This is a genomic window from Klebsiella sp. Ech2A (genome assembly GCF_030078455.1).
In the GTDB taxonomy this organism is placed as follows: domain Bacteria; phylum Pseudomonadota; class Gammaproteobacteria; order Enterobacterales; family Enterobacteriaceae; genus Klebsiella; species Klebsiella terrigena.
Genome location: NZ_JAQGFU010000065.1, coordinates 1 through 22,723 on the forward strand (window position 1 = coordinate 1; position 22,723 = coordinate 22,723).

Here is a 22,723-nt window from a genome sequence, read left to right on the forward strand (position 1 = left end):
AATTGTGGTTATCATGGTGCATATCTACGCCGCCCTGTGGGTGAAAGGCACCATTACCGCGATGGTGGAAGGTTGGGTTACCAAAACATGGGCGAAGAAACATCACCCGCGCTGGTATCGCGAAGTCCGCCAGAAACAGGAAAAAAAGACTGAATGAGTATTCGCATAATCCCGCAAGATGAGCTGGGTTCGAGCGAGAAACGCACGGCGGAATATATTCCGCCGCTACTGTTCCCCAGGCTAAAAAATCTTTATAACCGCCGCGCCGAGCGCCTGCGCAAGCTGGCGGAGAGCAACCCGCTGGGCGACTACCTGCGCTTTGCCGCGCTGATCGCCCACGCTCAGGAAGTGGTGCTGTACGACCATCCGCTGCAGATGGATTTGACGGCCCGCCTCAAAGAGGCGAATGCCCAGGGCAAACCGCCGCTGGATATTCACGTCCTGCCGCGCGATAAGCACTGGCACAAGCTGCTGCATTCGCTTATCGCCGAGCTGAAGCCGGAGATGAGCGGCCCGGCGCTGGCGGTCATCGAAAATCTGGAAAAAGCGTCCGAACAGGAGCTTGAGCTGATGGCGAGCGCGCTTTTCGCCTCCGACTTTGCTTTGGTCAGCAGCGATAAGGCCCCGTTTATCTGGGCCGCGCTGTCGCTTTACTGGGCGCAGATGGCGAGCCTGATCCCCGGTAAAGCCCACGCCGAGTACGGTGAGCAGCGTCAGCACTGCCCGGTTTGCGGCTCGATGCCGGTCTCCAGCATGGTGCAAATCGGTACCACTCAGGGGCTGCGCTACCTGCACTGCAATCTGTGCGAAACCGAATGGCACGTCGTGCGCGTCAAGTGCAGCAACTGCGAACAGAGCCGCGATTTGAACTACTGGTCGCTGGATAACGAGCAGGCGGCGATCAAGGCCGAAAGCTGCGGCGACTGCGGGACCTACCTGAAGATTATGTATCAGGAAAAAGATCCCAACGTCGAAGCCGTCGCTGACGATCTGGCCTCGCTGGTGCTGGACGCCCATATGGAGCAGGAAGGTTTTGCCCGCAGCTCTATCAACCCGTTTATGTTCCCGGGTGAAGGCGAGTAAAAAGTAGCTGATGGCCGGGTAGCGCAGGTTGCCCGGCCAGCCACCAGGCCGCACAGGCCGAAGCCTCACCGAGGTTATCCGCGCCCTTTTGTACGCCATCTCCCCGCTCCAGCCCCAAATAATCCCGTGTTCATCCGCCATAAACCAGGCTATAAAGCTGTATATCCATACAGAAAAAAGGAGTGAGAGATGACGCTGGAAAAAAGCATTAACCGCCTGGTGGATGAGTTTATCGCAGCGGGCTGCCCCTCTTCGCGGGAGCAGAATATTGATGACCGGAGAGCGGGCTACGTGGCCAGCGCGGCGCTGGCCGGCGCGCCTGAAACCCGCGTGCAGGTCGAGGATATCGCCTTAGAAGGCATGACCTTTCGCGTGGTATCGCCGCTCGATGCCGAGAGCGTGCTGCCTACCGTTATCTACTATCACGGCGGCTGCTTTATCAGCGGCGGATTCGCTACCCACGATCGGCAGCTTCGGCAGCTGGCGTATGAGAGCCGCTGTCGGGTCATCGCCGTGCAGTACCGGCTGGCGCCCGAACATACCTTCCCTGCCGCACATGACGATGCGCAGCGCGGTGCCGACATTATCCACCGCCACGCCGGGCGGCTGGGGGTCGATACCTCACGCATCACGCTTGCCGGAGACAGCGCCGGCGGCCATCTGGCCCTGGTTACCGCCCTGCGGCTGAAAGCCGCGGCAGAGTGGCAGCCCGCGCAGCTAATCCTGATTTACCCGATGCTGGACGCCACCGCCCGCTCGGCAAGCTACGTCAGCAACGGCGAAGATTACCTCATCACCCGGGATACGCTGCTGAGCGGCTACGAGATCTATCTCTCGTCGACCGATTTTTCCCACCCGGAGGCGAGCCCGCTGTGGCGAGAAGACTTCAGCGGCCTGCCGCCGGTGCATATTATTACCGCAGAGTACGACCCGCTGCGCGATGAAGGTGAAGCGTTATATCGCCGGCTGCTCGGGCAGAACGTCAAGTGCAGCGCGCAGCGCTATCTCGGGGTGATTCACGGCTTCTTTCAGCTTGGAGGGATCAGCCCGGCAGCGCGGGACGCTATGCGGGATATCGCCTGGCGAAGCGGTTCACCAGGCGCCGCATAAGGCAGGAGAGGCGGGCTACTCTTCTTCGTTGCCGCCCTCTTCGTACGAGCCAAACGGCTTGGCGGGCAGAACGATATAAATGCCTTCAAAAACGGCACCCAGGTTCTCATCGCCAAACAGCTCAACCTGCAGCTGAACCCGCGCCTTTCGGCCGCGAGCGAGGCGGTCAAGATCGCCGCTTAAGGAGCCGAGGTCCGCCACCGCGCTCGGGCGGCCGCTAATCGGCTGGCTGTAGCGGATATGCGCGTCGGCGAGGATAATCGTTCCGCCGAGGTGCCGCTCGCGCAGCATCAGCCAGATAAGCCCCCAGCCGGTGAGGGTTGCCAGGGAAAAGAGGCTCCCGGCAAACAGCGTGTGGTGCGGATTCTGGTTGCCGGCTTCCGGCATGGTGGTGATGAATTTTTTCCCGGTGTACTGCTGAATGCGCACGCCCATTTTTTCGCTGAGCGGAATGTGCTGATACCAGGCCTGCTGCAGCTGTCCGCACCAGTCGCCGCGGTGAAGAATATCGTCCAGCGAGGCAATCGGCTTGATCATCAGGAAATGGCGGATAGGCGTGGTGGTTGGCGTGGTTATCTCGCCCTGGTTAACGAACCCCAGCTTGGCGAAGAAATCCACCGCGTCCTCGCGGGCGCTGCAGGTTACGCGCTTCACCCCTTCCTGGCGCGCCACCGACTCCAGGGTCATCGCCATTAGGGTCCCGAGCCCTTTATCCTGTACGGAAGGGTGCACCGCCATAAAGCGAATGGAGGCCTCATTTTCGGCGTTCACGTACAGCCGCCCCACGGCGACCAAATTGCCGTCCTCATCGACCACCATCTGATGATGCGCCATGGCGTCCCAGGCATCGCGCTCCGACCCTTTTGGCTGATGCAGCGGCTTACGCAGCATCTCCCAGCGGAACTGATAGTAGCTCTCTAACTCTTCTTCTGTTTGCGGTACACGAAGGTGATACATAGCTGTACTCTCTTTTGTTGCCCGCAGCCTTCCCGGAAGCTGACTCATACCTGTAACCAGAAGGTGACAGGGCCATCATTGACCAGCGAGACCTGCATATCCGCAGCGAATCTCCCGGTCTGTGTGTGCATTTCCTGCTGGCGACAGCGCGCGACGAAATAGTCGTACAGCGCCTCAGCGGCATCGGGCGCGGCGCCTTTTGAGAAGCCCGGGCGCATGCCGCGCTCGGTATCCGCCGCCAGCGTAAACTGGGAAACTACCAGCACGCTGCCGCCGGCCTGCTGGACGTTAAGATTCATTTTCCCTTCCGCATCGCTAAAGATGCGGTAGCCGAGTACGCGTTCGCAGAGGCGGTTGGCCTTCTGCTCGTCGTCATCTTTCTCGACCCCTAGCAGCACCAGAAGCCCCGGACCGATTTCGCCCGTCACCTCGCCCTCCACGGTAACGCTGGCACGGGATACGCGTTGAATTAATGCAATCATGGTTGTTCTGTTTCTTCTTTTTTTAGTTTGCGGTATTCCTCGAGAGTGACAGTAATTTCGGCCCCAAGCAAGACGATACACCACGTCCAGTACACCCAAACAAACAAAAGGGGCACCACGGCTATGACGCCATAAATCAGCTGGTACGACGGAAAGGCGGTGATATACAGGGCAAACGCTTTTTTACCGGCCTCAAACAGCAGCGCGGCCACCAGCGAACCAATCAGCGCGTCGCGATTTCGCACCTGCGTCGTCGGGACAATGCTGTAAAGCAGCCAAAACGCCGCCCACGATAGAACCAGCGGGAAGATGCGCAGCACGTCATCAATGACGCTATTGAGCTCGCTGGCCCAGCGCAGCGACAGCAGGTATGAGCTGATCGCCAGGCTCGCCCCCGCCAGTAAGGGTCCGAGGGTAAGGATCATCCAGTAGACCGCAAAAGAGTAAATTTTTGGCCTGGCGCGCGGGCTGCGCCATATGGTATTCAGCGCGCTATCTATCGAATACATCAGCAGCAGCGACGTCACGATCAGCCCACAGGCGCCGACCGCCGTCATTCGGCTGGAGTTCGCGACAAACTGCTCGATATAGCGCTGAATGACGTCCCCCGTCGCCGGGATAAAGTTGGCAAAGATGAAGTGGCGTATCTGCCCGCTCACTTCAGAAAACATGGGAAAGGCGGAGAAAAGCGCGAACACCACGGCAATCAGCGGCACCAGCGCGAGTAACGACACGTAGGCAAGATTCCCTGCCAGCGTCGTCATATTGTCTTCATCAATCCGGCGCCACAGCAGCTTTAGCCAGGCCAGCAGCGGACGGCAGCGACGCTTTGCTTTTTGATGAACGGTTTTTAACATAATCATTGCGCAAAGTAGTCGGGGATAGTCTCCTTTCCGGTCACCAAAATGCTGGTTATTCCCAGCCGGTTCGCGCCAGCGATATTCTCGGCATTATCGTCAAAGAAGACCGTATCGGCAGCGGAAAATCCCTCCTGCTGCAGAACGCTTTGGTAGATCCGCTCCTCGGGCTTACGCATTCCCATCTCCTGCGAAAGATAGATATGGTCGGCCGCGGCGCGCACCTGCGGATATTCATCTGGCCAGAAAGTGGTGTGCAGGCGGTTGGTATTCGATAGCACGACGACGCGGTGTCCCTGCTCGCGTAGCTTGTGCATAATCGCGATGACCTCCGGGCGCAGCGCGACAAATACGGCCTGCCAGCCGTGGGAAAACTGCTCATAGCTCAGCGCCATATTCATCTCATGACACATCGCTTCAGCGAAGGCTTCGTCGCTGATTTCACCGCGCTCGTGCAGGCGAAACGCCTCACCCATGGTGAAGTGCTGCTTCAGCGTCGCCAGCGGAATGCGGCTTAAATCACTCCACGTCCCGAGTACCCGGTTAAAGTCGATGTCGACAATCACATTACCTAAATCAAAGATATAGAGCATGGCCCTCTCCTTTTGCACCGTGGAAAATTAACTGTAGCGGGAAAGGCGAGGTTTGACTACGAGGTGGGTGCCTGGGAGACAAAAAAGAAACCCCGCCATTAAGGCGGGGTTTAGATATCAACGGACGGCGAGAATTAGTCTTCTTTCGCACCGCGCATAGCGCGTTTACGATCGTTCTCGGTCAGGTGACGTTTACGGATACGGATAGACTGCGGAGTCACTTCTACCAGTTCGTCGTCATCGATGAACTCCAGAGCCTGCTCCAGGGTCATCTTGATCGGCGGAACCAGAACCGTGGCTTCGTCAGTACCGGACGCACGCATGTTGGTCAGTTTCTTACCGGTCAGGCAGTTTACGGTCAGGTCGTTAGAACGGCTGTGAATACCGATGATCTGGCCTTCGTACACTTCTGCACCGTGACCCAGGAACAGCTTACCGCGATCCTGCAGGCTGAACAGGGCGAAAGCAACCGCTTTACCCTGACCGTTGGAGATCAGTACGCCGTTGTTACGCTGACCAACTTCACCCGGACGAACGTCGTCGTAGTGGCTGAAGGTGGAGTACAGCAGACCGGTACCGGAGGTCATGGTCATGAACTCAGAACGGAAGCCGATCAGACCACGGCTTGGGATCACGTAGTCAAGACGTACGCGGCCTTTACCGTCTGGATTCATGTTTTTCAGGTCGCCTTTACGCTCGCCCAGCGCCTGCATCACGGAACCCTGATGCTGCTCTTCAACGTCCAGCGTAACGTTTTCGAACGGCTCTTGCTTGCGGCCGTCGATTTCGCGGAAGATAACTTTCGGACGGGAAACCGCCATTTCGAAACCTTCACGACGCATATTTTCAATCAGTACGGACAAGTGCAGCTCACCGCGGCCGGAAACGCGGAATGCGTCAGCGTCTTCGGTTTCTTCAACGCGCAGCGCCACGTTGTGGACCAGCTCTTTGTTCAGACGGTCGAGAATCTGACGAGAGGTCACATACTTCCCTTCTTTACCGCAGAACGGAGAGGTGTTGACGTTGAAGAACATGGTAACGGTCGGCTCATCAACGGACAGCGCCGGCAGCGCTTCAACATTCTGCGGATCGCAGATGGTGTCGGAGATGTTCAGCTCGCCCAGGCCGGTGATCGCGATGATATCGCCCGCTTCGGCGATGTCGCTGTCGATACGTTCCAGACCCAGATGGGTCAGCACTTTACCGACTTTACCGTTACGAGTTTTGCCTTCGCTATCGATGATAGTGACCTGCTGGTTCGGCTTCACTTTGCCGCGTTTGATGCGGCCGATACCGATAACGCCAACATAGTTGTTGTAGTCCAGCTGGGAGATCTGCATCTGCAGCGTACCGTCCAGATCGACGTTCGGTGCCGGAACGTGGTCAACGATCGCCTGATACAGCGGAGTCATATCTTCAGCCATATCTTCGTGGTCCAGACCCGCGATACCGTTCAGCGCAGATGCGTAAACGATAGGGAAGTCCAGCTGCTCATCAGTTGCGTCGAGGTTAACGAACAGATCGAAGACCTGATCGACAACCCAGTCAGGGCGTGCGCCCGGACGGTCAACTTTGTTGATGACCACGATCGGCTTCAGGCCGTGGGCAAAGGCTTTCTTGGTGACGAAGCGCGTTTGCGGCATCGGACCGTCAAAGGCATCAACCACCAGCAGCACAGAATCAACCATGGACATAACACGCTCAACTTCACCTCCGAAGTCGGCGTGCCCAGGGGTATCAACGATGTTGATACGGTAATCATTCCATTTGATTGCGGTGTTTTTCGCGAGGATGGTAATCCCACGCTCTTTCTCCAAATCGTTGGAGTCCATCACACGCTCTTGTGTTTCGGCACGTGCATCGAACGTACCGGATTGCTGGAGCAGCTTGTCGACCAGGGTAGTTTTACCATGGTCAACGTGCGCGATGATGGCGATGTTACGCAGATTTTCGATCACAAACTTTGCCTCAGGCATTAGAAATAGCGCGTTATTGTACACGTAATAAGCGAAGGACTGAACAGGATCACAAACATCCTCCGCAAACAAGTATTGCAGAGTTTCTTTGTGATCGCTTTCACGGAGCGATAAAAGGGCACCGTAACAAAAACTGCACCAAAATGGTGCTCAATGTTCACACTGAAGCACTATTTTGGTGCATTATTCCTATCATGGTGCAGTTCTTTTGCACTATGGTGCGCATGATACAGCGTTTTACATAGCATTTAAAAGTTGGCACAGATTTCGCTTTATCTATTTTAAGGCAACAACGCCACTTTAAGTAGTAAAAAAGTTTTCGTTACCACGACGACAATGACCAATCCGGGAGAGTTTAAGTATGTCCGCTGAACACGTTTTGACGATGCTGAACGAGCACGAAGTGAAGTTTGTCGATCTGCGCTTCACCGATACCAAAGGTAAAGAACAGCACGTCACAATTCCTTCTCATCAGGTTAATGCCGAATTCTTCGAAGAAGGCAAAATGTTTGATGGCTCCTCGATTGGTGGCTGGAAAGGTATTAACGAATCTGACATGGTTCTGATGCCGGATGCGACCACCGCGCTGATCGACCCGTTCTACGAAGAACCGACGCTGATCATCCGCTGCGATATCCTGGAACCAGGCACCCTGCAGGGCTACGACCGCGACCCGCGCTCCATCGCGAAACGCGCTGAAGAGTACCTGCGTTCTACCGGCCTGGCAGATACCGTACTCTTCGGGCCAGAGCCAGAGTTCTTCCTGTTCGATGACGTCCGCTTTGGCGCTTCTATCTCCGGTTCCCACGTGGCTATCGACGATATCGAAGGCGCATGGAACTCCTCCACCAAATACGAAGGTGGCAACAAAGGTCACCGTCCTGGCGTGAAAGGCGGCTACTTCCCGGTTCCGCCGGTTGACTCCTCTCAGGACATCCGCTCTACCATGTGTATGATCCTGGAAGAGATGGGCCTGGTAGTTGAAGCTCACCACCACGAAGTCGCGACTGCTGGTCAGAACGAAATCGCTACCCGCTTCAACACCATGACCAAAAAAGCGGACGAAATTCAGATCTACAAATACGTTGTGCACAACGTTGCTCACCGCTTTGGTAAAACCGCGACCTTTATGCCAAAACCAATGTTTGGCGATAACGGTTCCGGCATGCACTGCCACATGTCCCTGTCCAAGAACGGCGTAAACCTGTTCTCTGGTGACAAATATGCTGGCCTGTCCGAGCAAGCGCTGTTCTACATCGGCGGCGTAATCAAACACGCTAAAGCGATTAACGCCCTGGCTAACCCGACCACCAACTCCTACAAGCGTCTGGTCCCGGGTTACGAAGCACCGGTTATGCTGGCTTACTCTGCCCGTAACCGTTCTGCCTCTATCCGTATTCCGGTGGTCACTTCTCCGAAAGCGCGTCGTATCGAAGTGCGCTTCCCGGACCCGGCTGCCAACCCGTACCTGTGCTTCGCTGCGCTGCTGATGGCTGGTCTTGACGGTATCAAGAACAAAATCCATCCGGGCGAAGCCATGGACAAAAACCTGTATGACCTGCCGCCGGAAGAAGCGAAAGAGATCCCACAGGTTGCTGGCTCTCTGGAAGAAGCACTGAACGCGCTGGATGCTGACCGTGAGTTCCTGACCGCGGGTGGCGTATTCACCAACGACGCTATCGATGCCTACATCGCCCTGCGTATTGAAGAAAACGACCGCGTACGCATGACTCCGCACCCGGTTGAGTTCGAGCTGTACTACAGCGTCTAATTTTGCTGTAAATCCTCGGTATTCCGTGTTGTGGCGTGGGGTACCAGGGATATTTTGTTGCCGTGGAAACTTTCAGCCCATCTCAGGATGGGCTTTTTTCTCCACCAACATGCTGATCTTATGCGCTTTTTACTTATAAAAAGCTATACTGCACTAAAATAGTGCACTCTTTTCAGGAGACTGTCAGATGGCAACAGGCACTCAGCCCGATGCTGGGCAGATCCTTAACTCTTTAATCAACAGCATCTTATTGGTCGATGACGACCTGGCGGTGCACTACGCGAACCCGGCGGCGCAGCAGCTGCTGGCCCAAAGTTCGCGCAAGCTGTACGGCACGCCACTCCCCGAGCTGTTGAGCTACTTTTCGCTGAATATCGGTCTGATGCAGGAGAGCCTGCAGGCGGGCCAGGGCTTTACCGACAACGAAGTCACCCTGGTGATCGATGGCCGCTCGCATATCCTGTCCTTAACCGCACAGCGCCTGCCTGAAGGGCAAATCCTGCTGGAAATGGCGCCCATGGATAACCAGCGGCGTCTGAGCCAGGAGCAGCTGCAGCACGCGCAGCAAATCGCGGCGCGTGATTTAGTCCGCGGTCTGGCCCACGAGATTAAAAATCCGCTGGGTGGCCTGAGGGGCGCGGCGCAGCTGTTGAGCAAAGCGTTACCCGATCCGGCGCTGATGGAATACACCAACGTCATCATTGAGCAGGCCGACCGCTTGAGAAACCTGGTCGATCGCCTGCTGGGACCGCAGCACCCCGGAATGCACGTTACCGAAAGCATTCATAAAGTCGCTGAGCGGGTGGTGAAGCTGGTGTCGATGGAGCTGCCGGATAACGTCAAGCTTACCCGTGATTACGACCCTAGCCTGCCGGAGCTGGCGCACGACCCGGACCAAATTGAACAGGTCCTGCTGAATATCGTACGCAATGCGCTGCAGGCGCTGGGGCCAGAAGGCGGAGAAATTATTCTGCGCACCCGTACCGCCTTCCAGCTGACGCTGCATGGCGTACGCTACCGTCTCGCCGCGCGCATTGATGTGGAGGACAACGGCCCGGGAATTCCGTCCCATTTACAGGATACGCTTTTTTATCCCATGGTCAGCGGTCGCGAAGGCGGTACCGGTCTGGGGCTTTCCATTGCCCGCAGTCTTATCGATCGACACTCCGGCAAAATTGAATTTACCAGTTGGCCAGGGCATACCGAATTCTCGGTATTCCTGCCTATTCGGAAGTAGAGGTGTTTATGCAACGAGGGATAGCCTGGATCGTTGATGACGATAGCTCCATCCGTTGGGTGCTTGAACGCGCGCTCACCGGGGCAGGCTTGAGTTGTACAACGTTTGAAAGCGGCAACGAGGTGCTTGATGCACTCACCACCAAAACCCCGGATGTACTGCTGTCTGATATTCGGATGCCGGGGATGGATGGGCTCGCGCTGCTGAAACAAATTAAGCAACGCCATCCGATGCTTCCGGTCATCATAATGACCGCGCATTCGGATCTGGATGCGGCAGTAAGCGCCTATCAGCAGGGGGCCTTTGATTATCTGCCGAAACCTTTTGATATTGATGAAGCCGTGGCGCTGGTTGACCGCGCTATCAGCCACTATCAGGAGCAGCAGCAGCCGCGAAATGCGCCGATAAACAGCCCAACGGCCGATATCATCGGTGAAGCGCCGGCGATGCAGGATGTTTTTCGCATTATCGGCCGCCTGTCGCGCTCTTCTATTAGCGTGCTGATCAACGGTGAATCCGGTACCGGTAAAGAGCTGGTCGCTCACGCCCTGCACCGCCACAGTCCGCGGGCAAAGGCGCCGTTTATCGCGCTGAATATGGCCGCGATCCCAAAAGACCTGATCGAGTCCGAGCTGTTCGGTCACGAGAAAGGGGCGTTTACCGGCGCCAATACCGTACGCCAGGGCCGCTTTGAGCAGGCCGATGGCGGCACGCTGTTTCTCGATGAAATTGGCGATATGCCGCTGGACGTGCAGACGCGCCTGCTGCGCGTGCTGGCCGACGGTCAGTTCTATCGCGTTGGCGGCTATGCGCCGGTGAAGGTGGACGTCAGGATCATTGCCGCGACCCACCAAAACCTCGAACAGCGTGTCCAGGAGGGTAAATTCCGTGAGGACCTGTTCCACCGTCTGAACGTGATTCGCGTCCATCTGCCGCCGCTGCGCGAGCGCCGGGAGGATATTCCGCGCCTGGCTCGCCACTTCCTGCAGGTTGCGGCGCGCGAGCTGGGCGTTGAAGCTAAGCTGCTGCACCCGGAAACGGAAACGGCGCTCACCCGCCTGGCCTGGCCCGGCAACGTGCGTCAGCTCGAAAATACCTGCCGCTGGCTGACGGTGATGGCCGCCGGTCAGGAGGTGCTGACCCAGGATCTTCCCAGCGAGCTGTTTGAAACCTCGGTACCGGATAGCCCCACGCATATGCAGCCGGATAGCTGGGCGACGCTGCTGGGACAGTGGGCCGATCGCGCCCTGCGATCCGGTCATCAAAACCTGCTCTCTGAGGCTCAGCCGGAAATGGAGCGGACGCTGCTGACCACCGCCCTGCGCCATACGCAGGGGCACAAGCAGGAGGCTGCACGCCTGCTGGGATGGGGGCGTAACACGCTTACCCGTAAGCTGAAAGAGTTGGGAATGGAATAACGCGGTTCGCGCTGGCCGCTCGGCCAGCCGCTTCACCACCCCGGTAACCCTGCGTCGCCGGGATTTTGCTTAAATAACCCGTGAGAACTGCTGCATCCGCGCTTTCTGGCGCAGATAGGTATCAAAACACATGCAGACGTTGCGGATCAGCAGGCGGCCTTTCGGCGTGACCTGAATCCCCTTTTCATCGACGTCCACCAGCCCATCTTTCGCCAGCGGTGCGAGCAGCTGCAAATCTTCGGCAAAATAGTGCTGACAATCGATGTCCCACTGGGCGGTGACGGCAGCAAAATCGAGACGGAAATTACAGATCAGCGATTTGATGACGTCCCGGCGTATGCAGTCATCGCGGGTCAGCGCAATGCCGCGCCACAGGGCGTTCCCGGTTTCATCAACCTGCTGATAGTAGTGCTTCAGTTCTTTCTGGTTCTGCGCGTAGCAGTCGCCAATCATGCTGATCGCAGACACGCCCATCCCCAGCAGGTCGGTGTCGCCCTGGGTGGTGTAGCCCTGGAAGTTGCGATGCAGCACGCCTTCACGCTGGGCAATCGCCAGCTCGTCATCCGGGCGCGCAAAATGATCCATGCCGATAAACTGGTAGCCGGCATCGGTGAGCGAGCCAATCGTCTCCTGCAGGATATCCAGCTTCTGTTCCGCCGTAGGCAGGTCCGCATCCTTGATTTTACGCTGCGCGGCAAAGAGCGTAGGCAGATGCGCGTAGTTAAATACGCTCAGGCGATCGGGGTTGAGTTCGGCCACCTTCTGCAGCGTAAAGGCAAAACTTTCCGGCGTTTGCTTCGGCAGGCCATAAATCAGATCGATATTGGTAGAGGTAAATCCAATATCACGCGCATGGTTGAGCAGAGCAAAGATAAAGTCTTCATCCTGCTCGCGGTTAACCAGACGCTGCACCTCTTTATTGAAGTCCTGCACGCCCATACTCAGGCGATTGAAGCCCTCAGCGCGCAGGTGGTCAAGCACGTCCAGCTCAATTTCCCGCGGATCGACTTCAATTGAAATCTCGGCATCGGCAATAAAATTGAAGTGGGTGCGCAGCAAATTCATCAACCGGCTGATTTGTTCTTTATTCAGATAGGTTGGCGTTCCGCCGCCCCAGTGCAGCTGATGCACCTGGCGTTCGGTAAACAGCGGGGCCCGATGAATAATCTCCTGCTCGAGCACGTCCAGGTACTGGTCGGCCTTATGCTGCTGGCGGGTCACAATTTTATTGCAGCCGCAGAAATAGCAGAGCTTATGACAAAACGGGATATGCACGTACAGCGATAGCGGGCGCTGCGGATAGCGGGCCACCGCCTCGTCGAACTCAGCGGCGCCAAATTCGGGAGAAAACTCCAGCGCGGTGGGGTACGAGGTATAACGCGGCCCGGAATAGTTATATTTTTGGATCAGGGCCAGATCCCAGTCGATTAACTGCACGGTCATGCTCACTCCTTCCGATGGTGCCGCCGGCGGGTACGCCGCCCCGGCCCAACCGCACTTCGGGTAATGAGCCGGTTGCGCAGCCATTTCTGACGCCGCGACAACCGTCGTAGTTTAGCGAATAACCACAGCAGATAACACATAACCAGAAGGGTTATAAGCAGGACCGGGAATCCGACTGAGTGCAAACGTTAGTTTCCACCCTTCAGCAGGCGCATCATATCTTCCTTGCGCTCTTCTTCTTCCTCATCTTCGTCGTCGTCGTAGGAGAGGCCGAGCTGCTGCATAAGCTCATCAATGCGATCGAGCTTGGCATCAACCCAGGTCTGCTCTTCAGCATTCAGGGAACCACCCTCTTCCAGACGTTCCAGCAGCGCGTCCAGGCGCTCATCGTTTTCCAGCAAATCCAGCTCAGCCTGCGGTGAAAGCATAGGTTTCTCGCTCTTTGGTTTGTGCTGCTTAGTTGCCGGGGTGCTCTCGGTCACGCCCAGCGGAATCGGTTTTTTGCTACCAATACGCGGATCTTGCTGCTGACCTGCTTTTTTGCCCGCCGAGGAGCCCTCTCCGCCGGTGGCGCGACTTCCTGCCGTATGACCGCGATGTTTCTTCTGACGCTTGCGATCGCGGGCTTCCTGATTCAATTCTTCACGCGTCTTGCGCTGTGTTTTACCACGGGATACAGCTGTCGGTTTTTTCATGGTGTGTAATCTTCAGATCGTTTTCTTCAGTATAGAATTGAGGCGGAATCTAGCAGAAAGCAAGCAAAGAAAAAAGGCGACAGATTACTCTGTCGCCTTTTTCCTCACGAACAACCCTTAAAGGGTTTCCACTTTCCATGTTAGCTAACGACAAACCCTGTCTTTCCTTTAGCTAATAACGTTCCTTGTTACATCCTTTTCCCTTTGAAAACGTCTCCAGACGCCCGTCATCCTGACAATCCCTGTTCTTCGCCTCCTGGCGCTCCCTGACCGCTCATCCTGAGCCCTGTTCCTGTTGGCATCCTCGCCTTGACCACTACTTTACCGGGTTAAAGGAATCCTACAACCAGGTACCGTGCAAAAAGGCAATTTTCGGAATTTTCTTCAAGACATAACATATTGATAAATAATAATTTTAACCATTAATCCGCCAATCTTTTTCATGGATTTCCCATACCACGAATGGTCAATGTCTTACAAATCGTAGGGCTTTCACCTACAGCGGCCTTAATTTGCGGGATGCGGTAAAAACAGCCTTTTTCTGCTGTTCAGGTATAATCCCCGCCATAGCCTTATTTAACGGAGACGACAGTCTTGACCAACTGGAACTATCAACAGACGCATTTTGTCACCAGCGCACCGGATATCCGCCATCTTCCTTCCGATACCGGAATCGAAGTGGCGTTTGCCGGCCGCTCAAATGCCGGGAAATCCAGCGCCCTGAATACGCTGACGAATCAGAAAAGCCTGGCGCGCACCTCAAAAACGCCGGGACGTACCCAGCTGATTAACCTGTTCGAAGTTGCCGACGGTAAACGTCTGGTCGATTTACCGGGCTACGGCTACGCTCAGGTCCCCGAGGAGATGAAGATCAAATGGCAGCGGGCGCTGGGTGAATACCTCGAAAAACGCCTGTGTCTGAAAGGGCTGGTTATTTTGATGGATATTCGCCATCCGCTGAAAGACCTCGACCAGCAGATGATCGAATGGGCCGTAGAAAGCGATATCCAGGTGCTGGTGCTGCTGACTAAGTCCGATAAGCTGGCCAGCGGAGCCCGTAAAGCGCAGCTCAATATGGTGCGTGAGGCGGTACTCGCCTTTAACGGTGATGTGCAGGTTGAGGCGTTCTCTTCGCTGAAGAAATCAGGCGTCGATAAGCTGCGGCAGAAGCTCGATAGCTGGTTTAACGAAATCCCTCCTCAGGAAGAGATCGAAGACGGGGAGTAATCTCCGCCAGACTCCCCGGATAACGGCGCTTAGCGCCTTATTCGGGCGACAAAATCAGGCCAGCCCCCACCATTCCGGTCGATAAAAACTTTTCTTTCGCGCAATAAAAAACGCCCCGGTCATAAATGACCGGGGCGGCTAAAATATTCAGCCAAATCCGATTACGTGAAGTAAAAGGTCTGAAAGATAGAACATCTTACCTCTGTACCCTACGTCATTAACTCTACTCTTCTTTCAGTTAGGGAGAAAGCACTTTTTGTAGTTTTTTTTCACTCTTTACATAGCAAATTCGAATGATCGTCACAAAACGCTATAAGTTATGTTGCTTACTTACAGAAAAACGCTCTCTCCACGAAATACCTAGTGCGCTTGATCCCAGTTTTCTCCGCTACCCACTTCCACCAGCAGCGGAACCGCCAGCGTGGTGCTGTTTTCCATTAATTCATGGACCTTTTTCGCCACGCTATCGAGGTCATCTTTATGCACTTCAAAGACCAGTTCATCGTGCACCTGCATAATCATCCGCACCCGCGGCTTCTCGGTCTGCAGCCACTCATCAACGGCAATCATTGCCCGCTTAATGATATCTGCCGCCGTCCCCTGCATTGGCGCATTGATTGCCGCTCGCTCAGCGCCCGCACGACGTGCACCGTTGCTGGATTTGATGTCCGGGAGATAGAGCCGACGACCGTCCAGGGTTTCAACATACCCCTGCTCTTTCGCCTGCGCGCGGGTGCGCTCCATATAATCCAGCACGCCCGGATAGCGCTCGAAGTAGAGATCCATATACTTTTGCGCTTCTCTGCGCGGAATATTGAGCTGGCGCGCGAGGCCGAATGCGCTCATGCCGTAAATCAAACCAAAGTTGATCGCTTTAGCGCTACGACGCTGTTCGCTGCTGACGCTCTCCAGCGGCAGGCTAAAGACCTCCGCCGCCGTCGCCCGGTGGATATCTTTCCCTTCGGCAAAAGCGGTCAGCAGGCCATTATCGCGAGATAAATGGGCCATGATGCGCAGTTCAATCTGCGAGTAGTCGGCAGAGACGATGAGATAATCCTGCGGCGCGATAAACGCCTGGCGAATGCGTCGCCCTTCGTCGTTACGCACCGGTATATTTTGCAGGTTAGGGTCCGTAGAAGAGAGACGCCCGGTGGCGGTAACGGCCTGGTGGTATGAGGTATGGACCCGGCCGGTTTTGGGGTTAATCATCAGCGGCAGCTTATCGGTATACGTCGACTTCAGCTTGGCCAGCCCGCGGTACTCAAGAATCACCTTCGGCAGCGGATAGTCCAGCGCCAGCTCTTCCAGCACCTCTTCCGAAGTCGATGGCGCGCCGCCCGGGGTTTTCTTCAGCGGTTTAATGCCCTGCTTTTCAAACAGAATCGTTTGCAGCTGCTTCGGTGAGGAGAGATTGAACTCTTCCCCGGCGATCTCATAGGCCTTCTGCTCCAGCTCAACCAGGCGCTTAGCGATCTCCTGAGAATGGGCATGCAGCACCGCCGGATCGATTTTAACCCCGTTGCGCTCAACGCGGGATAGCACCGGTACCAGCGGCATCTCGATATTTTTAAATACCTGCAGCGGCCCTTCGTGCTGCTGCAGCTTCGGCCACATTTTCAGGTGCAGCTGCAGAGTGACGTCGGCATCTTCAGCCGCATAGCGGCCCGCTTCTTCCAACGCAATCTGGTTAAACGTAAGCTGATTCTTTCCTTTGCCGGCAATCTCTTCAAAGGTAATGGTTTTATGCTGAAGCCAGCGATCGGAGAGGCTATCCATGTCATGGCGCCCGGCCACGCTATCAAGGATGTAGGACTCCAGCATCGTATCGAAGGCAATACCGCGGAGCTCAATGCCATAGTTCGCCAAAATCCCGCGGTCGTACTTCAGGTTTTGCCCAACTTTAAGGAGGCTGTTATCTTCCAGCAGCGGCTTGAGCAGCTCAAGCACGCGATCGCGCGGGATCTGATCCGGCGCATCGAGATAATCATGCGCAACCGGCACATAGGCCGCAACGCCGGGTTCGATAGCGAACGACAGGCCAACCATATTGGCCGAGATGTTATCCAGGCTGTCCGTTTCCGTATCGAAAGCAAACAGCGGCGCTTTCTTGAGCTTCTCAATCCACGCCGTTAGCGTCTCTTCATCAAGAATGGTGACGTAGTTTTCGGCAGACAGCGTTGCCGCAGCTTCAACAACCTCTTCTTCAGCCACCGCCGCTTGCGCCGGTTTTGCCGCAGGCTTGCTCCCTTTTGCCTGCATCCACTTGCCGGACTCCACGTCGGTTATCCAGCGCTTGAATTCATACTTTTTGAACAGCGTCAGCAGATCGTCCGCCGCCGGTTCCACAACCAGCAGCTCTTCGCAGCTCAGATCCAGCTCCACGTCTGTTTTAATGGTTGCCAGCTGGTAGGAGAGGTACGCCACCTCTTTATTTTGCTCGAGCTTCGCCGCCATGGTTTTGGCGCCGCGGAAGCTCAGGCCAGCGATTTTTTCCGCTTCGGCATACAGCGTATCGAGGCCACCCAATCCCTGTAGCAGGGCCTGAGCGGTTTTCTCTCCGACCCCCGGAACGCCTGGAATGTTATCCGAGGAGTCGCCCATCAGGGCGAGGAAATCGATGATCAGCTCTGGCGGAACGCCGTACTTCGTCACCACTTCATCCGGGCCGAGGATCGTATTGGTCATGGTGTTAATCAGGGTGATACCCGGAGTGACCAGCTGAGCCATGTCCTTATCGCCGGTACTGATCAATACCGGACGACCCGCTTTTTCGGCCTCACGCGCCAGGGTGCCAATCACATCGTCGGCCTCCACGCCCGGTACCGCCATCAGCGGCAGGCCCATCGCTTTCACCATCGTGTGCAGCGGCTCAATCTGCGCGCGCAGATCGTCTGGCATCGGCGGACGGTGAGATTTGTAGTGCTCAAACAGTTCGTCACGGAAAGTTTTTCCTTTGGCATCAAACACCACCACGGCATGGGTGGGCTGGTACTGCAGGATCAGGCTTCGCAGCATATTCAGCACGCCATACATTGCGCCGGTCGGCTCGCCTGCGCTGTTGGTCAGCGGCGGGAATGCGTGATACGCCCGGTAAAGGTAAGAGGAGCCGTCAACGAGGATGAGGGGGTTTTCAGGGATCTGAACCATAATTTCCGTGCCTGTTTATCAGATTATGGATAAAGGATGCCACAGACAGGCATGAAAACCTGAATTTTTCCCACATTTCGCCGAAAAGATTCATCGATCCGGTCGATCCTGCGGTACGGCTATCTGTGGATAAGTTTGTGTATAGTTTTAGCCCGGTAGCCATTGCGTGTAAAAAAAAACGCACGTCACTATAATTAGTTTTTATTTATCATGATGTTATATATATTTTATTGATTTAAAGCCGTCGCGATGACTCAATGCTCCATGTGGATATAAGATCCGCCTGTTTTTCTGTTCTCGTTAGACCCGTCATTTGCTGCGTTTTCTGATAAAATCAGGCTCTTGCGCTGTTTAATCGCGCTCTTTCTCAGCCTAACTTTCTGAATAAAATAACTATGTCGAGATTACTCGCAGCGATAACGCTTCCTCTAAGTATCGCTCTTACCATCCTGGTCACCATTATTTGTTCCGTACCGATTATCATCGCCGGAGTCATTAAGCTGCTGGTGCCGATCCCTGCGGTGTGGCGCGCTATCTCTCATTTTTGTAATTTCATGATGTACTGCTGGTGCGAAGGGCTGGCGCTGCTGCTGTACCTCAACCCGGGGCTGAAGTGGGACGTGCAGGGTCTTGAAGGACTGAATAAAAAGAACTGGTATCTGCTCATTAGCAATCATCATAGCTGGGCAGATATCGTGGTGCTCTGCGTGCTGTTCCGCAAGCATATACCGATGAACAAATACTTCCTCAAGCAGCAGCTAGCCTGGGTGCCTTTTATCGGTCTTGCCTGCTGGGCGTTGGATATGCCCTTTATGCGCCGCTACTCGCGAGGCTATCTCATTCGCCATCCGGAGCGCCGCGGCAAAGATGTTGCAACGACCCGTCGTTCCTGCGAAAAATTCCGCGCTTACCCAACGACCATCGTTAACTTTGTAGAAGGATCGCGTTTCACCGAGGAGAAACAGCACCAGACTCGTTCGCCTTATAGCAACTTATTGCCGCCAAAGGCGGCAGGCGTTGCGATGGCGCTAAACGTACTGGGCAGTCAGTTCGATAAGCTGCTGGACGTGACATTATGCTATCCACAGAATAACCGACGCCCCTTTTACGATATGCTATGCGGCCGCCTCACGCGCATTACGGTACAGGTTAATCTGATGCCCGTCGCTGAGGAGCTGCACGGTGATTACGTGAATGATAAGAACTTTAAACGTCGCTTTCAGCGCTGGCTGAACGAGTTATGGCAAGAAAAAGACGCCCGGCTGACGGAAATGCTACAACGGCAGGAAAAGTAACTTTATTGAGCCCAAAAACAACAACGCCGGTCAGTGACCGGCGTTATTTTTTTATTTCTTCTCAACCAGCTGCTTAACGGTATCAGCATACTGGGCGACAAATGCGTCCATATTACTGGTATCCATTCCCTGCGGGTTCAGCTGATACTTACCGTTAACATACATCGCCGGTACGCCCTGCAGCTGCAGATCAGCCGCGGCTTTTTCCTGCTGGGCAACCAGAGATTTCACCACGAAGCTGTTCCAGGCCGCATCGTAATCTTCACCCTTCACGCCGGCATCAACGAAGACTTTGCGAATATCGGCAACGGTCTGCACGGTTTGTGTTTTCTGCACCGCTTCAAACATCGGCACGGTGATCCGATCTTCAACGCCCAGCGCCATGGCCACCGCCCACGCCTGAGTTAAATCTTTGCCCAGCGGGCCAAGGAACTCAACGTGGTACTTGGTCATTTTGACGCCTTCCGGCAGCTTTTTCTTCACGTTGTCAGAAACGTGCAGCACTTCTTCAAACTGATAGCAGTGCGGGCAGTAGAACGAGAAGAATTCGAGCACCTGTGGCTCGCCGGCAACCGGCTTCTCGAGGGTAATGTACTGCTTGCCGTCGGTTATCTGGGCAGCGGATGCACTAAAAGCCAGAATCATACCAGCCAGCGCCAGCCAAATTTTTTTCATTTTTAACTCTCTCCTGGAAATATCAGATTAATACATTGGCGTTAACTGAAGAGGGGGTTCCTGTAGAACCTTCACCTGCTCAAGAAAAGTTTTGGTCTGCCCGCGCCAGTAGTCTTCCCCGGTAAGCCATGGGAAGTTGATAGGGAAGGCAGGATCGTCCCAGCGTCGCAGCAACCACGCAAGGTAGTAGACTAAGCGCATGGCGCGTAACGGTTCGATGAGGGCAATTTCGTCGGTGTTAAACGTGCTGAATTCTTCATAAGCTTCAACGATCGTCTCCAGCTGCATGCGCTGTTCGGCTTTATCACCGTTCAGCAGCATCCAGAGATCCTGGATAGCGGGGCCGTTGCGGGCATCATCCAGATCGACAAAAAGCGGGCCATCGCGCCAGAGAATATTTCCGGCATGGCAGTCGCCGTGCAGGCGCAGGATCTTAGCACCGCCGTCCCATTTCGCCGTGACCGCCTCGATCAGCTTATCCGCCGCAGCGAGAAAACGACCCTTCAGGCCGGCCGGTATCAGCGTTGAGTGCTCAAAGACCGCGCGCGGTTCGAGTAAATATTCCTTAATGCCGATCTCTGGTCGGGCAACAAAGAGCTGCTTGCGCCCGGTTTGATGCAGGCGGCCAAGAAAACGCCCTACCCACTCCATCTGATCGAGGTTATCCGCTTCAAACTGACGCCCGCCAAGGCTTGGGAAAACGGCAAAGAAGAAGCCCTGGTGTTGATGAAGCGAGCGATCGTTGAAGCGCAGCGGCGCGGCGACGGGCACGTCATCCTGCTCTAGCTGGAAGGTAAACTGGTGTTCTTCGAGGATCTGTTCGGCAGACCAACGCTCAGGACGATAGAACTTCACCACATAGCGGCGGCGATCTTCGTCCTGAAACTGGTAAACGCGGTTTTCATAGCTATTTAGCGGAGTGAGACCTGAGTCTACCCGCATCCCCAGATCAAACAGGCCATCGATGATGGTATCCGGGTGAAGCGTCTGAAAATTGAAAGCCTTATCGTGCATCCTGACATCCGATAATCGTACGAATAGTTCAGGATATCATCTCATAACTCATTCTGCGGTCGCACTTACAACCTTTTACTCTTTAATCACGCCGCGAGCGCGCAGCAGCGCCGTTTTGAAATCTTCTTCGTAGTCTTTCTTAATCCCTGGAATAACGGCTTCTTTTGTCGAGTCACGCATCTTCAGATGGTAAATAAGAATATCGTCAGAAAGATCGGCGAGTTCCCCCTTATAACCGGCCTCTTTCGCCAGTTTCTGCAAGAATTGAATCAGATTCAGCTCAGGCTCTTTTTGCCAGGCTGGCTGGAGGAGTTCAATAACTTCATTCAGACGTTTACATTTCATGGTCATGCTCCTTACTCTTGATAGGGACAAGTTAACAGGGTCAATCCCACAATGAAAGAGGCGATATTTCTATGCAAGGCGAGGCAATAACCGGCGTCGTGCTGGCCGGCGGAAAAGCCACGCGGATGGGCGGAGTGGATAAAGGGCTGCAGCCGCTAAACGGGCAGCCGCTATGGCGCTATGTTACGGATGCGCTGCAACCGCAGGTGACCAGTTTGGCGATCAGCGCCAACCGTAATCTGCAAAGCTGGCAAGCGACGGGTTACCCAATCTATACCGATAGCCTTAGCGATTTTCCCGGACCGCTGGCCGGTATGCTGTCGGTGATGCAGCAGATAGAGTGTCCCTGGTTTGTGTTTTGCCCCTGCGACACGCCGTTTATTCCGCCGTTTCTGGTTGAGCGTTTGATGCAGCAGAAGCAGGCCTCACCGGTGGTCTGGGCGCACGATGGGGAGCGGGATCACCCCGCTATCGCCCTGATACATCGCCGGCTAATACCCCAGCTGGAGGCCTATCTGGCGGCCGGCGAACGGCGGGTGATGGTCTTTATGCGTCAGGCAGGTGGACATAGCGTCGATTTTAGCGACGTAAAGTCTGCGTTTATTAATGTGAATACGCTTGCTGACTTACAGAATATTCACGGTATGCAGGAGCCGTTATGATCCCTGTTTTAGCAATTTCTGCCTGGAGCGGAACCGGTAAAACAACGTTATTAAAGCAGCTGATCCCAGCATTATGCGCCGAAGGGTTGCGCCCAGGTTTGATAAAGCATACCCATCACGATATGGATGTCGATAAACCAGGGAAAGACAGCTATGAGCTGCGCAAAGCAGGCGCCGCGCAGACGATTGTCGCCAGTACGCAGCGCTGGGCGCTGATGACTGAAACTCCGGATCAAGAAGAAGTAGACCTGCCGTGGCTTGTTAGCCGGATGGATGCCTCAAAGCTGGATGTTGTGCTGGTAGAGGGTTTTAAGCATGAACCTACGGCTAAGATCGTGCTTTTTCGGCAAAACGGCGGCCATCGTGTTGAGGATCTTGTTCTCGATAAGTACGTTATTGCGGTGGCCAGCGATGCGCCGGTGATGACTTCTTTGCCCCAGCTGGATTTAAATGATATTGCGCAGATCGCGGCATTTATTGTGCGCTGGTTAGAAGAACAACGCGGGTGATGAGAGGCAGCTTAGCGGCTGAAGGGTCAGGGATCGCGGCGCCCGAACCGGGCGGCGTCCGGCCGCTTTTCATGAACCGCAGACAACAAAAAAACCCCATGCTTTCGCATGAGGTTTCTTTGTTTGTTTGATGCCTGGCAGTTCCCTACTCTCACATGGGGAGACCCCACACTACCATCGGCGCTACGGCGTTTCACTTCTGAGTTCGGCATGGGGTCAGGTGGGAC

The 22,723-nt window shown here is 55.1% G+C and carries 21 protein-coding genes, 1 rRNA gene and 1 pseudogene; 10 read left to right on the forward strand and 13 right to left on the reverse strand.

The genetic code is table 11. The features are described from left to right. The 3 genes and pseudogenes from PFH44_RS13650 to PFH44_RS13660 form a co-directional block, all read left to right on the forward strand. Positions 1 to 157, forward strand: a pseudogene (locus PFH44_RS13650) (formate dehydrogenase cytochrome b556 subunit); the annotation flags it as partial. Continuing rightward, positions 154 to 1,083 (forward strand): formate dehydrogenase accessory protein FdhE, encoded by a 930-nt coding sequence (gene fdhE / locus PFH44_RS13655; protein ID WP_045853695.1) that lies wholly within the window; start codon positions 154 to 156, stop codon positions 1,081 to 1,083. The pseudogene PFH44_RS13650 and the gene fdhE, both read left to right, overlap by 4 nt. 189 nt (positions 1,084 to 1,272) lie before the next feature. Next, a complete protein-coding gene (locus PFH44_RS13660) occupies positions 1,273 to 2,193 on the forward strand; it encodes an alpha/beta hydrolase (protein WP_283825267.1) in 921 nt (306 codons plus the stop codon). Positions 2,194 to 2,208: 15 nt separating this feature from the next. Here PFH44_RS13660 and fabY read toward each other — a convergent pair whose 3' ends face one another. From fabY to typA, 5 genes are all read right to left on the reverse strand, one after another. Then, entirely contained in the window at positions 2,209 to 3,150 is a 942-nt protein-coding gene (gene fabY, locus PFH44_RS13665; RefSeq protein ID WP_045853697.1) for a fatty acid biosynthesis protein FabY, read from the reverse strand. A gap of 44 nt (positions 3,151 to 3,194) precedes the next feature. After that, entirely contained in the window at positions 3,195 to 3,632 is a 438-nt protein-coding gene (gene dtd / locus PFH44_RS13670; RefSeq protein WP_045853698.1) for a D-aminoacyl-tRNA deacylase, read from the reverse strand. Further along, entirely contained in the window at positions 3,629 to 4,489 is an 861-nt protein-coding gene (locus tag PFH44_RS13675) for a virulence factor BrkB family protein (protein ID WP_283825268.1), read from the reverse strand. The genes dtd and PFH44_RS13675 overlap by 4 nt, the downstream gene beginning before the upstream one ends. A 2-nt stretch (positions 4,490 to 4,491) precedes the next feature. Next, positions 4,492 to 5,082 (reverse strand): glucose-1-phosphatase, encoded by a 591-nt coding sequence (gene yihX / locus PFH44_RS13680; RefSeq protein WP_283825269.1) that lies wholly within the window; start codon positions 5,080 to 5,082, stop codon positions 4,492 to 4,494. A gap of 134 nt (positions 5,083 to 5,216) precedes the next feature. Next, on the reverse strand, positions 5,217 to 7,040 hold the full coding sequence (gene typA, locus PFH44_RS13685; protein WP_045853700.1) for a ribosome-dependent GTPase TypA: 1,824 nt from the start codon (positions 7,038 to 7,040) through the stop codon (positions 5,217 to 5,219). Between the two features lie 379 nt (positions 7,041 to 7,419). Here typA and glnA point away from each other — a divergent pair, with 379 nt between their 5' ends. The 3 genes from glnA (at position 7,420) to glnG (ending at position 11,484) form a co-directional block, all read left to right on the forward strand. Next, on the forward strand, positions 7,420 to 8,829 hold the full coding sequence (glnA, locus tag PFH44_RS13690; RefSeq protein ID WP_045853701.1) for a glutamate--ammonia ligase: 1,410 nt from the start codon (positions 7,420 to 7,422) through the stop codon (positions 8,827 to 8,829). A gap of 187 nt (positions 8,830 to 9,016) precedes the next feature. Beyond that, positions 9,017 to 10,066 carry a nitrogen regulation protein NR(II) gene (gene glnL / locus PFH44_RS13695; protein WP_128879403.1) on the forward strand — a complete coding sequence of 350 codons (1,050 nt, stop codon included), beginning with the start codon at positions 9,017 to 9,019 and terminating at the stop codon, positions 10,064 to 10,066. An 8-nt stretch (positions 10,067 to 10,074) separates the two neighbouring features. Next, positions 10,075 to 11,484: a nitrogen regulation protein NR(I) gene (gene glnG, locus PFH44_RS13700; RefSeq protein ID WP_041143385.1), complete on the forward strand. Its 1,410-nt coding sequence runs from the start codon at positions 10,075 to 10,077 to the stop codon at positions 11,482 to 11,484. A gap of 69 nt (positions 11,485 to 11,553) precedes the next feature. On the opposite strand, the gene hemN is transcribed toward glnG, so the two are convergent. Together hemN and yihI are read right to left on the reverse strand one after the other, a co-directional pair. After that, positions 11,554 to 12,927 (reverse strand): oxygen-independent coproporphyrinogen III oxidase, encoded by a 1,374-nt coding sequence (gene hemN / locus PFH44_RS13705; RefSeq protein WP_045853703.1) that lies wholly within the window; start codon positions 12,925 to 12,927, stop codon positions 11,554 to 11,556. Positions 12,928 to 13,115: 188 nt separating this feature from the next. Then, positions 13,116 to 13,622, reverse strand: coding sequence for a Der GTPase-activating protein YihI (gene yihI / locus PFH44_RS13710; protein ID WP_045853704.1), 507 nt, complete (start codon positions 13,620 to 13,622; stop codon positions 13,116 to 13,118). A gap of 594 nt (positions 13,623 to 14,216) precedes the next feature. On the opposite strand from yihI, the gene yihA reads away from it, so the two are divergent. After that, positions 14,217 to 14,849 (forward strand): ribosome biogenesis GTP-binding protein YihA/YsxC, encoded by a 633-nt coding sequence (gene yihA, locus PFH44_RS13715; protein ID WP_041143382.1) that lies wholly within the window; start codon positions 14,217 to 14,219, stop codon positions 14,847 to 14,849. 147 nt (positions 14,850 to 14,996) lie between these two features. Here the strand turns inward: yihA and spfP are convergent, their stop codons facing one another. Both spfP and polA read right to left on the reverse strand, forming a co-directional pair. Beyond that, a complete protein-coding gene (gene spfP, locus PFH44_RS28085; protein WP_071892919.1) occupies positions 14,997 to 15,044 on the reverse strand; it encodes a small protein SpfP in 48 nt (15 codons plus the stop codon). Between the two features lie 165 nt (positions 15,045 to 15,209). Continuing rightward, positions 15,210 to 17,996: a DNA polymerase I gene (polA, locus tag PFH44_RS13720; protein WP_283825270.1), complete on the reverse strand. Its 2,787-nt coding sequence runs from the start codon at positions 17,994 to 17,996 to the stop codon at positions 15,210 to 15,212. A gap of 395 nt (positions 17,997 to 18,391) precedes the next feature. On the opposite strand from polA, the gene PFH44_RS13725 reads away from it, so the two are divergent. Then, on the forward strand, positions 18,392 to 19,291 hold the full coding sequence (locus tag PFH44_RS13725) for an acyltransferase (protein WP_283825271.1): 900 nt from the start codon (positions 18,392 to 18,394) through the stop codon (positions 19,289 to 19,291). Between the two features lie 51 nt (positions 19,292 to 19,342). On the opposite strand, the gene dsbA is transcribed toward PFH44_RS13725, so the two are convergent. From dsbA to PFH44_RS13740, 3 genes are all read right to left on the reverse strand, one after another. Then, on the reverse strand, positions 19,343 to 19,966 hold the full coding sequence (gene dsbA / locus PFH44_RS13730) for a thiol:disulfide interchange protein DsbA (RefSeq protein ID WP_041143379.1): 624 nt from the start codon (positions 19,964 to 19,966) through the stop codon (positions 19,343 to 19,345). Positions 19,967 to 19,993: 27 nt separating this feature from the next. Next, positions 19,994 to 20,980, reverse strand: coding sequence for a serine/threonine protein kinase (locus PFH44_RS13735; RefSeq protein WP_283825272.1), 987 nt, complete (start codon positions 20,978 to 20,980; stop codon positions 19,994 to 19,996). A 75-nt stretch (positions 20,981 to 21,055) separates the two neighbouring features. After that, complete coding sequence (locus PFH44_RS13740; protein WP_045853708.1) at positions 21,056 to 21,325, reverse strand: YihD family protein; 270 nt, start codon at positions 21,323 to 21,325, stop codon at positions 21,056 to 21,058. 71 nt (positions 21,326 to 21,396) lie between these two features. Here PFH44_RS13740 and mobA point away from each other — a divergent pair, with 71 nt between their 5' ends. Then, a complete protein-coding gene (gene mobA, locus PFH44_RS13745; RefSeq protein ID WP_283825273.1) occupies positions 21,397 to 21,987 on the forward strand; it encodes a molybdenum cofactor guanylyltransferase MobA in 591 nt (196 codons plus the stop codon). Continuing rightward, positions 21,984 to 22,496, forward strand: a complete 513-nt coding sequence (mobB, locus tag PFH44_RS13750) for a molybdopterin-guanine dinucleotide biosynthesis protein MobB (RefSeq protein WP_045853710.1) — start codon at positions 21,984 to 21,986, stop codon at positions 22,494 to 22,496. Before mobA ends, mobB begins: the two co-directional genes overlap by 4 nt. A 132-nt stretch (positions 22,497 to 22,628) precedes the next feature. Here the strand turns inward: mobB and rrf are convergent. After that, positions 22,629 to 22,723: ribosomal RNA gene (gene rrf / locus PFH44_RS13755) — 5S ribosomal RNA — on the reverse strand; the annotation flags it as partial.

Coding starts and splice junctions, on each gene's coding strand:
- fdhE (WP_045853695.1), top strand. CDS start 154: ATGAGTATTCGCATAATCCCGCAAGATGAGCTGGGTTCGAGCGAGAAA.
- PFH44_RS13660 (WP_283825267.1), top strand. CDS start 1,273: ATGACGCTGGAAAAAAGCATTAACCGCCTGGTGGATGAGTTTATCGCA.
- fabY (WP_045853697.1), bottom strand. CDS start 3,150: ATGTATCACCTTCGTGTACCGCAAACAGAAGAAGAGTTAGAGAGCTAC.
- dtd (WP_045853698.1), bottom strand. CDS start 3,632: ATGATTGCATTAATTCAACGCGTATCCCGTGCCAGCGTTACCGTGGAG.
- PFH44_RS13675 (WP_283825268.1), bottom strand. CDS start 4,489: ATGTTAAAAACCGTTCATCAAAAAGCAAAGCGTCGCTGCCGTCCGCTG.
- yihX (WP_283825269.1), bottom strand. CDS start 5,082: ATGCTCTATATCTTTGATTTAGGTAATGTGATTGTCGACATCGACTTT.
- glnA (WP_045853701.1), top strand. CDS start 7,420: ATGTCCGCTGAACACGTTTTGACGATGCTGAACGAGCACGAAGTGAAG.
- glnL (WP_128879403.1), top strand. CDS start 9,017: ATGGCAACAGGCACTCAGCCCGATGCTGGGCAGATCCTTAACTCTTTA.
- glnG (WP_041143385.1), top strand. CDS start 10,075: ATGCAACGAGGGATAGCCTGGATCGTTGATGACGATAGCTCCATCCGT.
- hemN (WP_045853703.1), bottom strand. CDS start 12,927: ATGACCGTGCAGTTAATCGACTGGGATCTGGCCCTGATCCAAAAATAT.
- yihI (WP_045853704.1), bottom strand. CDS start 13,622: ATGAAAAAACCGACAGCTGTATCCCGTGGTAAAACACAGCGCAAGACG.
- polA (WP_283825270.1), bottom strand. CDS start 17,996: ATGGTTCAGATCCCTGAAAACCCCCTCATCCTCGTTGACGGCTCCTCT.
- PFH44_RS13725 (WP_283825271.1), top strand. CDS start 18,392: ATGTCGAGATTACTCGCAGCGATAACGCTTCCTCTAAGTATCGCTCTT.
- dsbA (WP_041143379.1), bottom strand. CDS start 19,966: ATGAAAAAAATTTGGCTGGCGCTGGCTGGTATGATTCTGGCTTTTAGT.
- PFH44_RS13735 (WP_283825272.1), bottom strand. CDS start 20,980: ATGCACGATAAGGCTTTCAATTTTCAGACGCTTCACCCGGATACCATC.
- PFH44_RS13740 (WP_045853708.1), bottom strand. CDS start 21,325: ATGAAATGTAAACGTCTGAATGAAGTTATTGAACTCCTCCAGCCAGCC.
- mobA (WP_283825273.1), top strand. CDS start 21,397: ATGCAAGGCGAGGCAATAACCGGCGTCGTGCTGGCCGGCGGAAAAGCC.
- mobB (WP_045853710.1), top strand. CDS start 21,984: ATGATCCCTGTTTTAGCAATTTCTGCCTGGAGCGGAACCGGTAAAACA.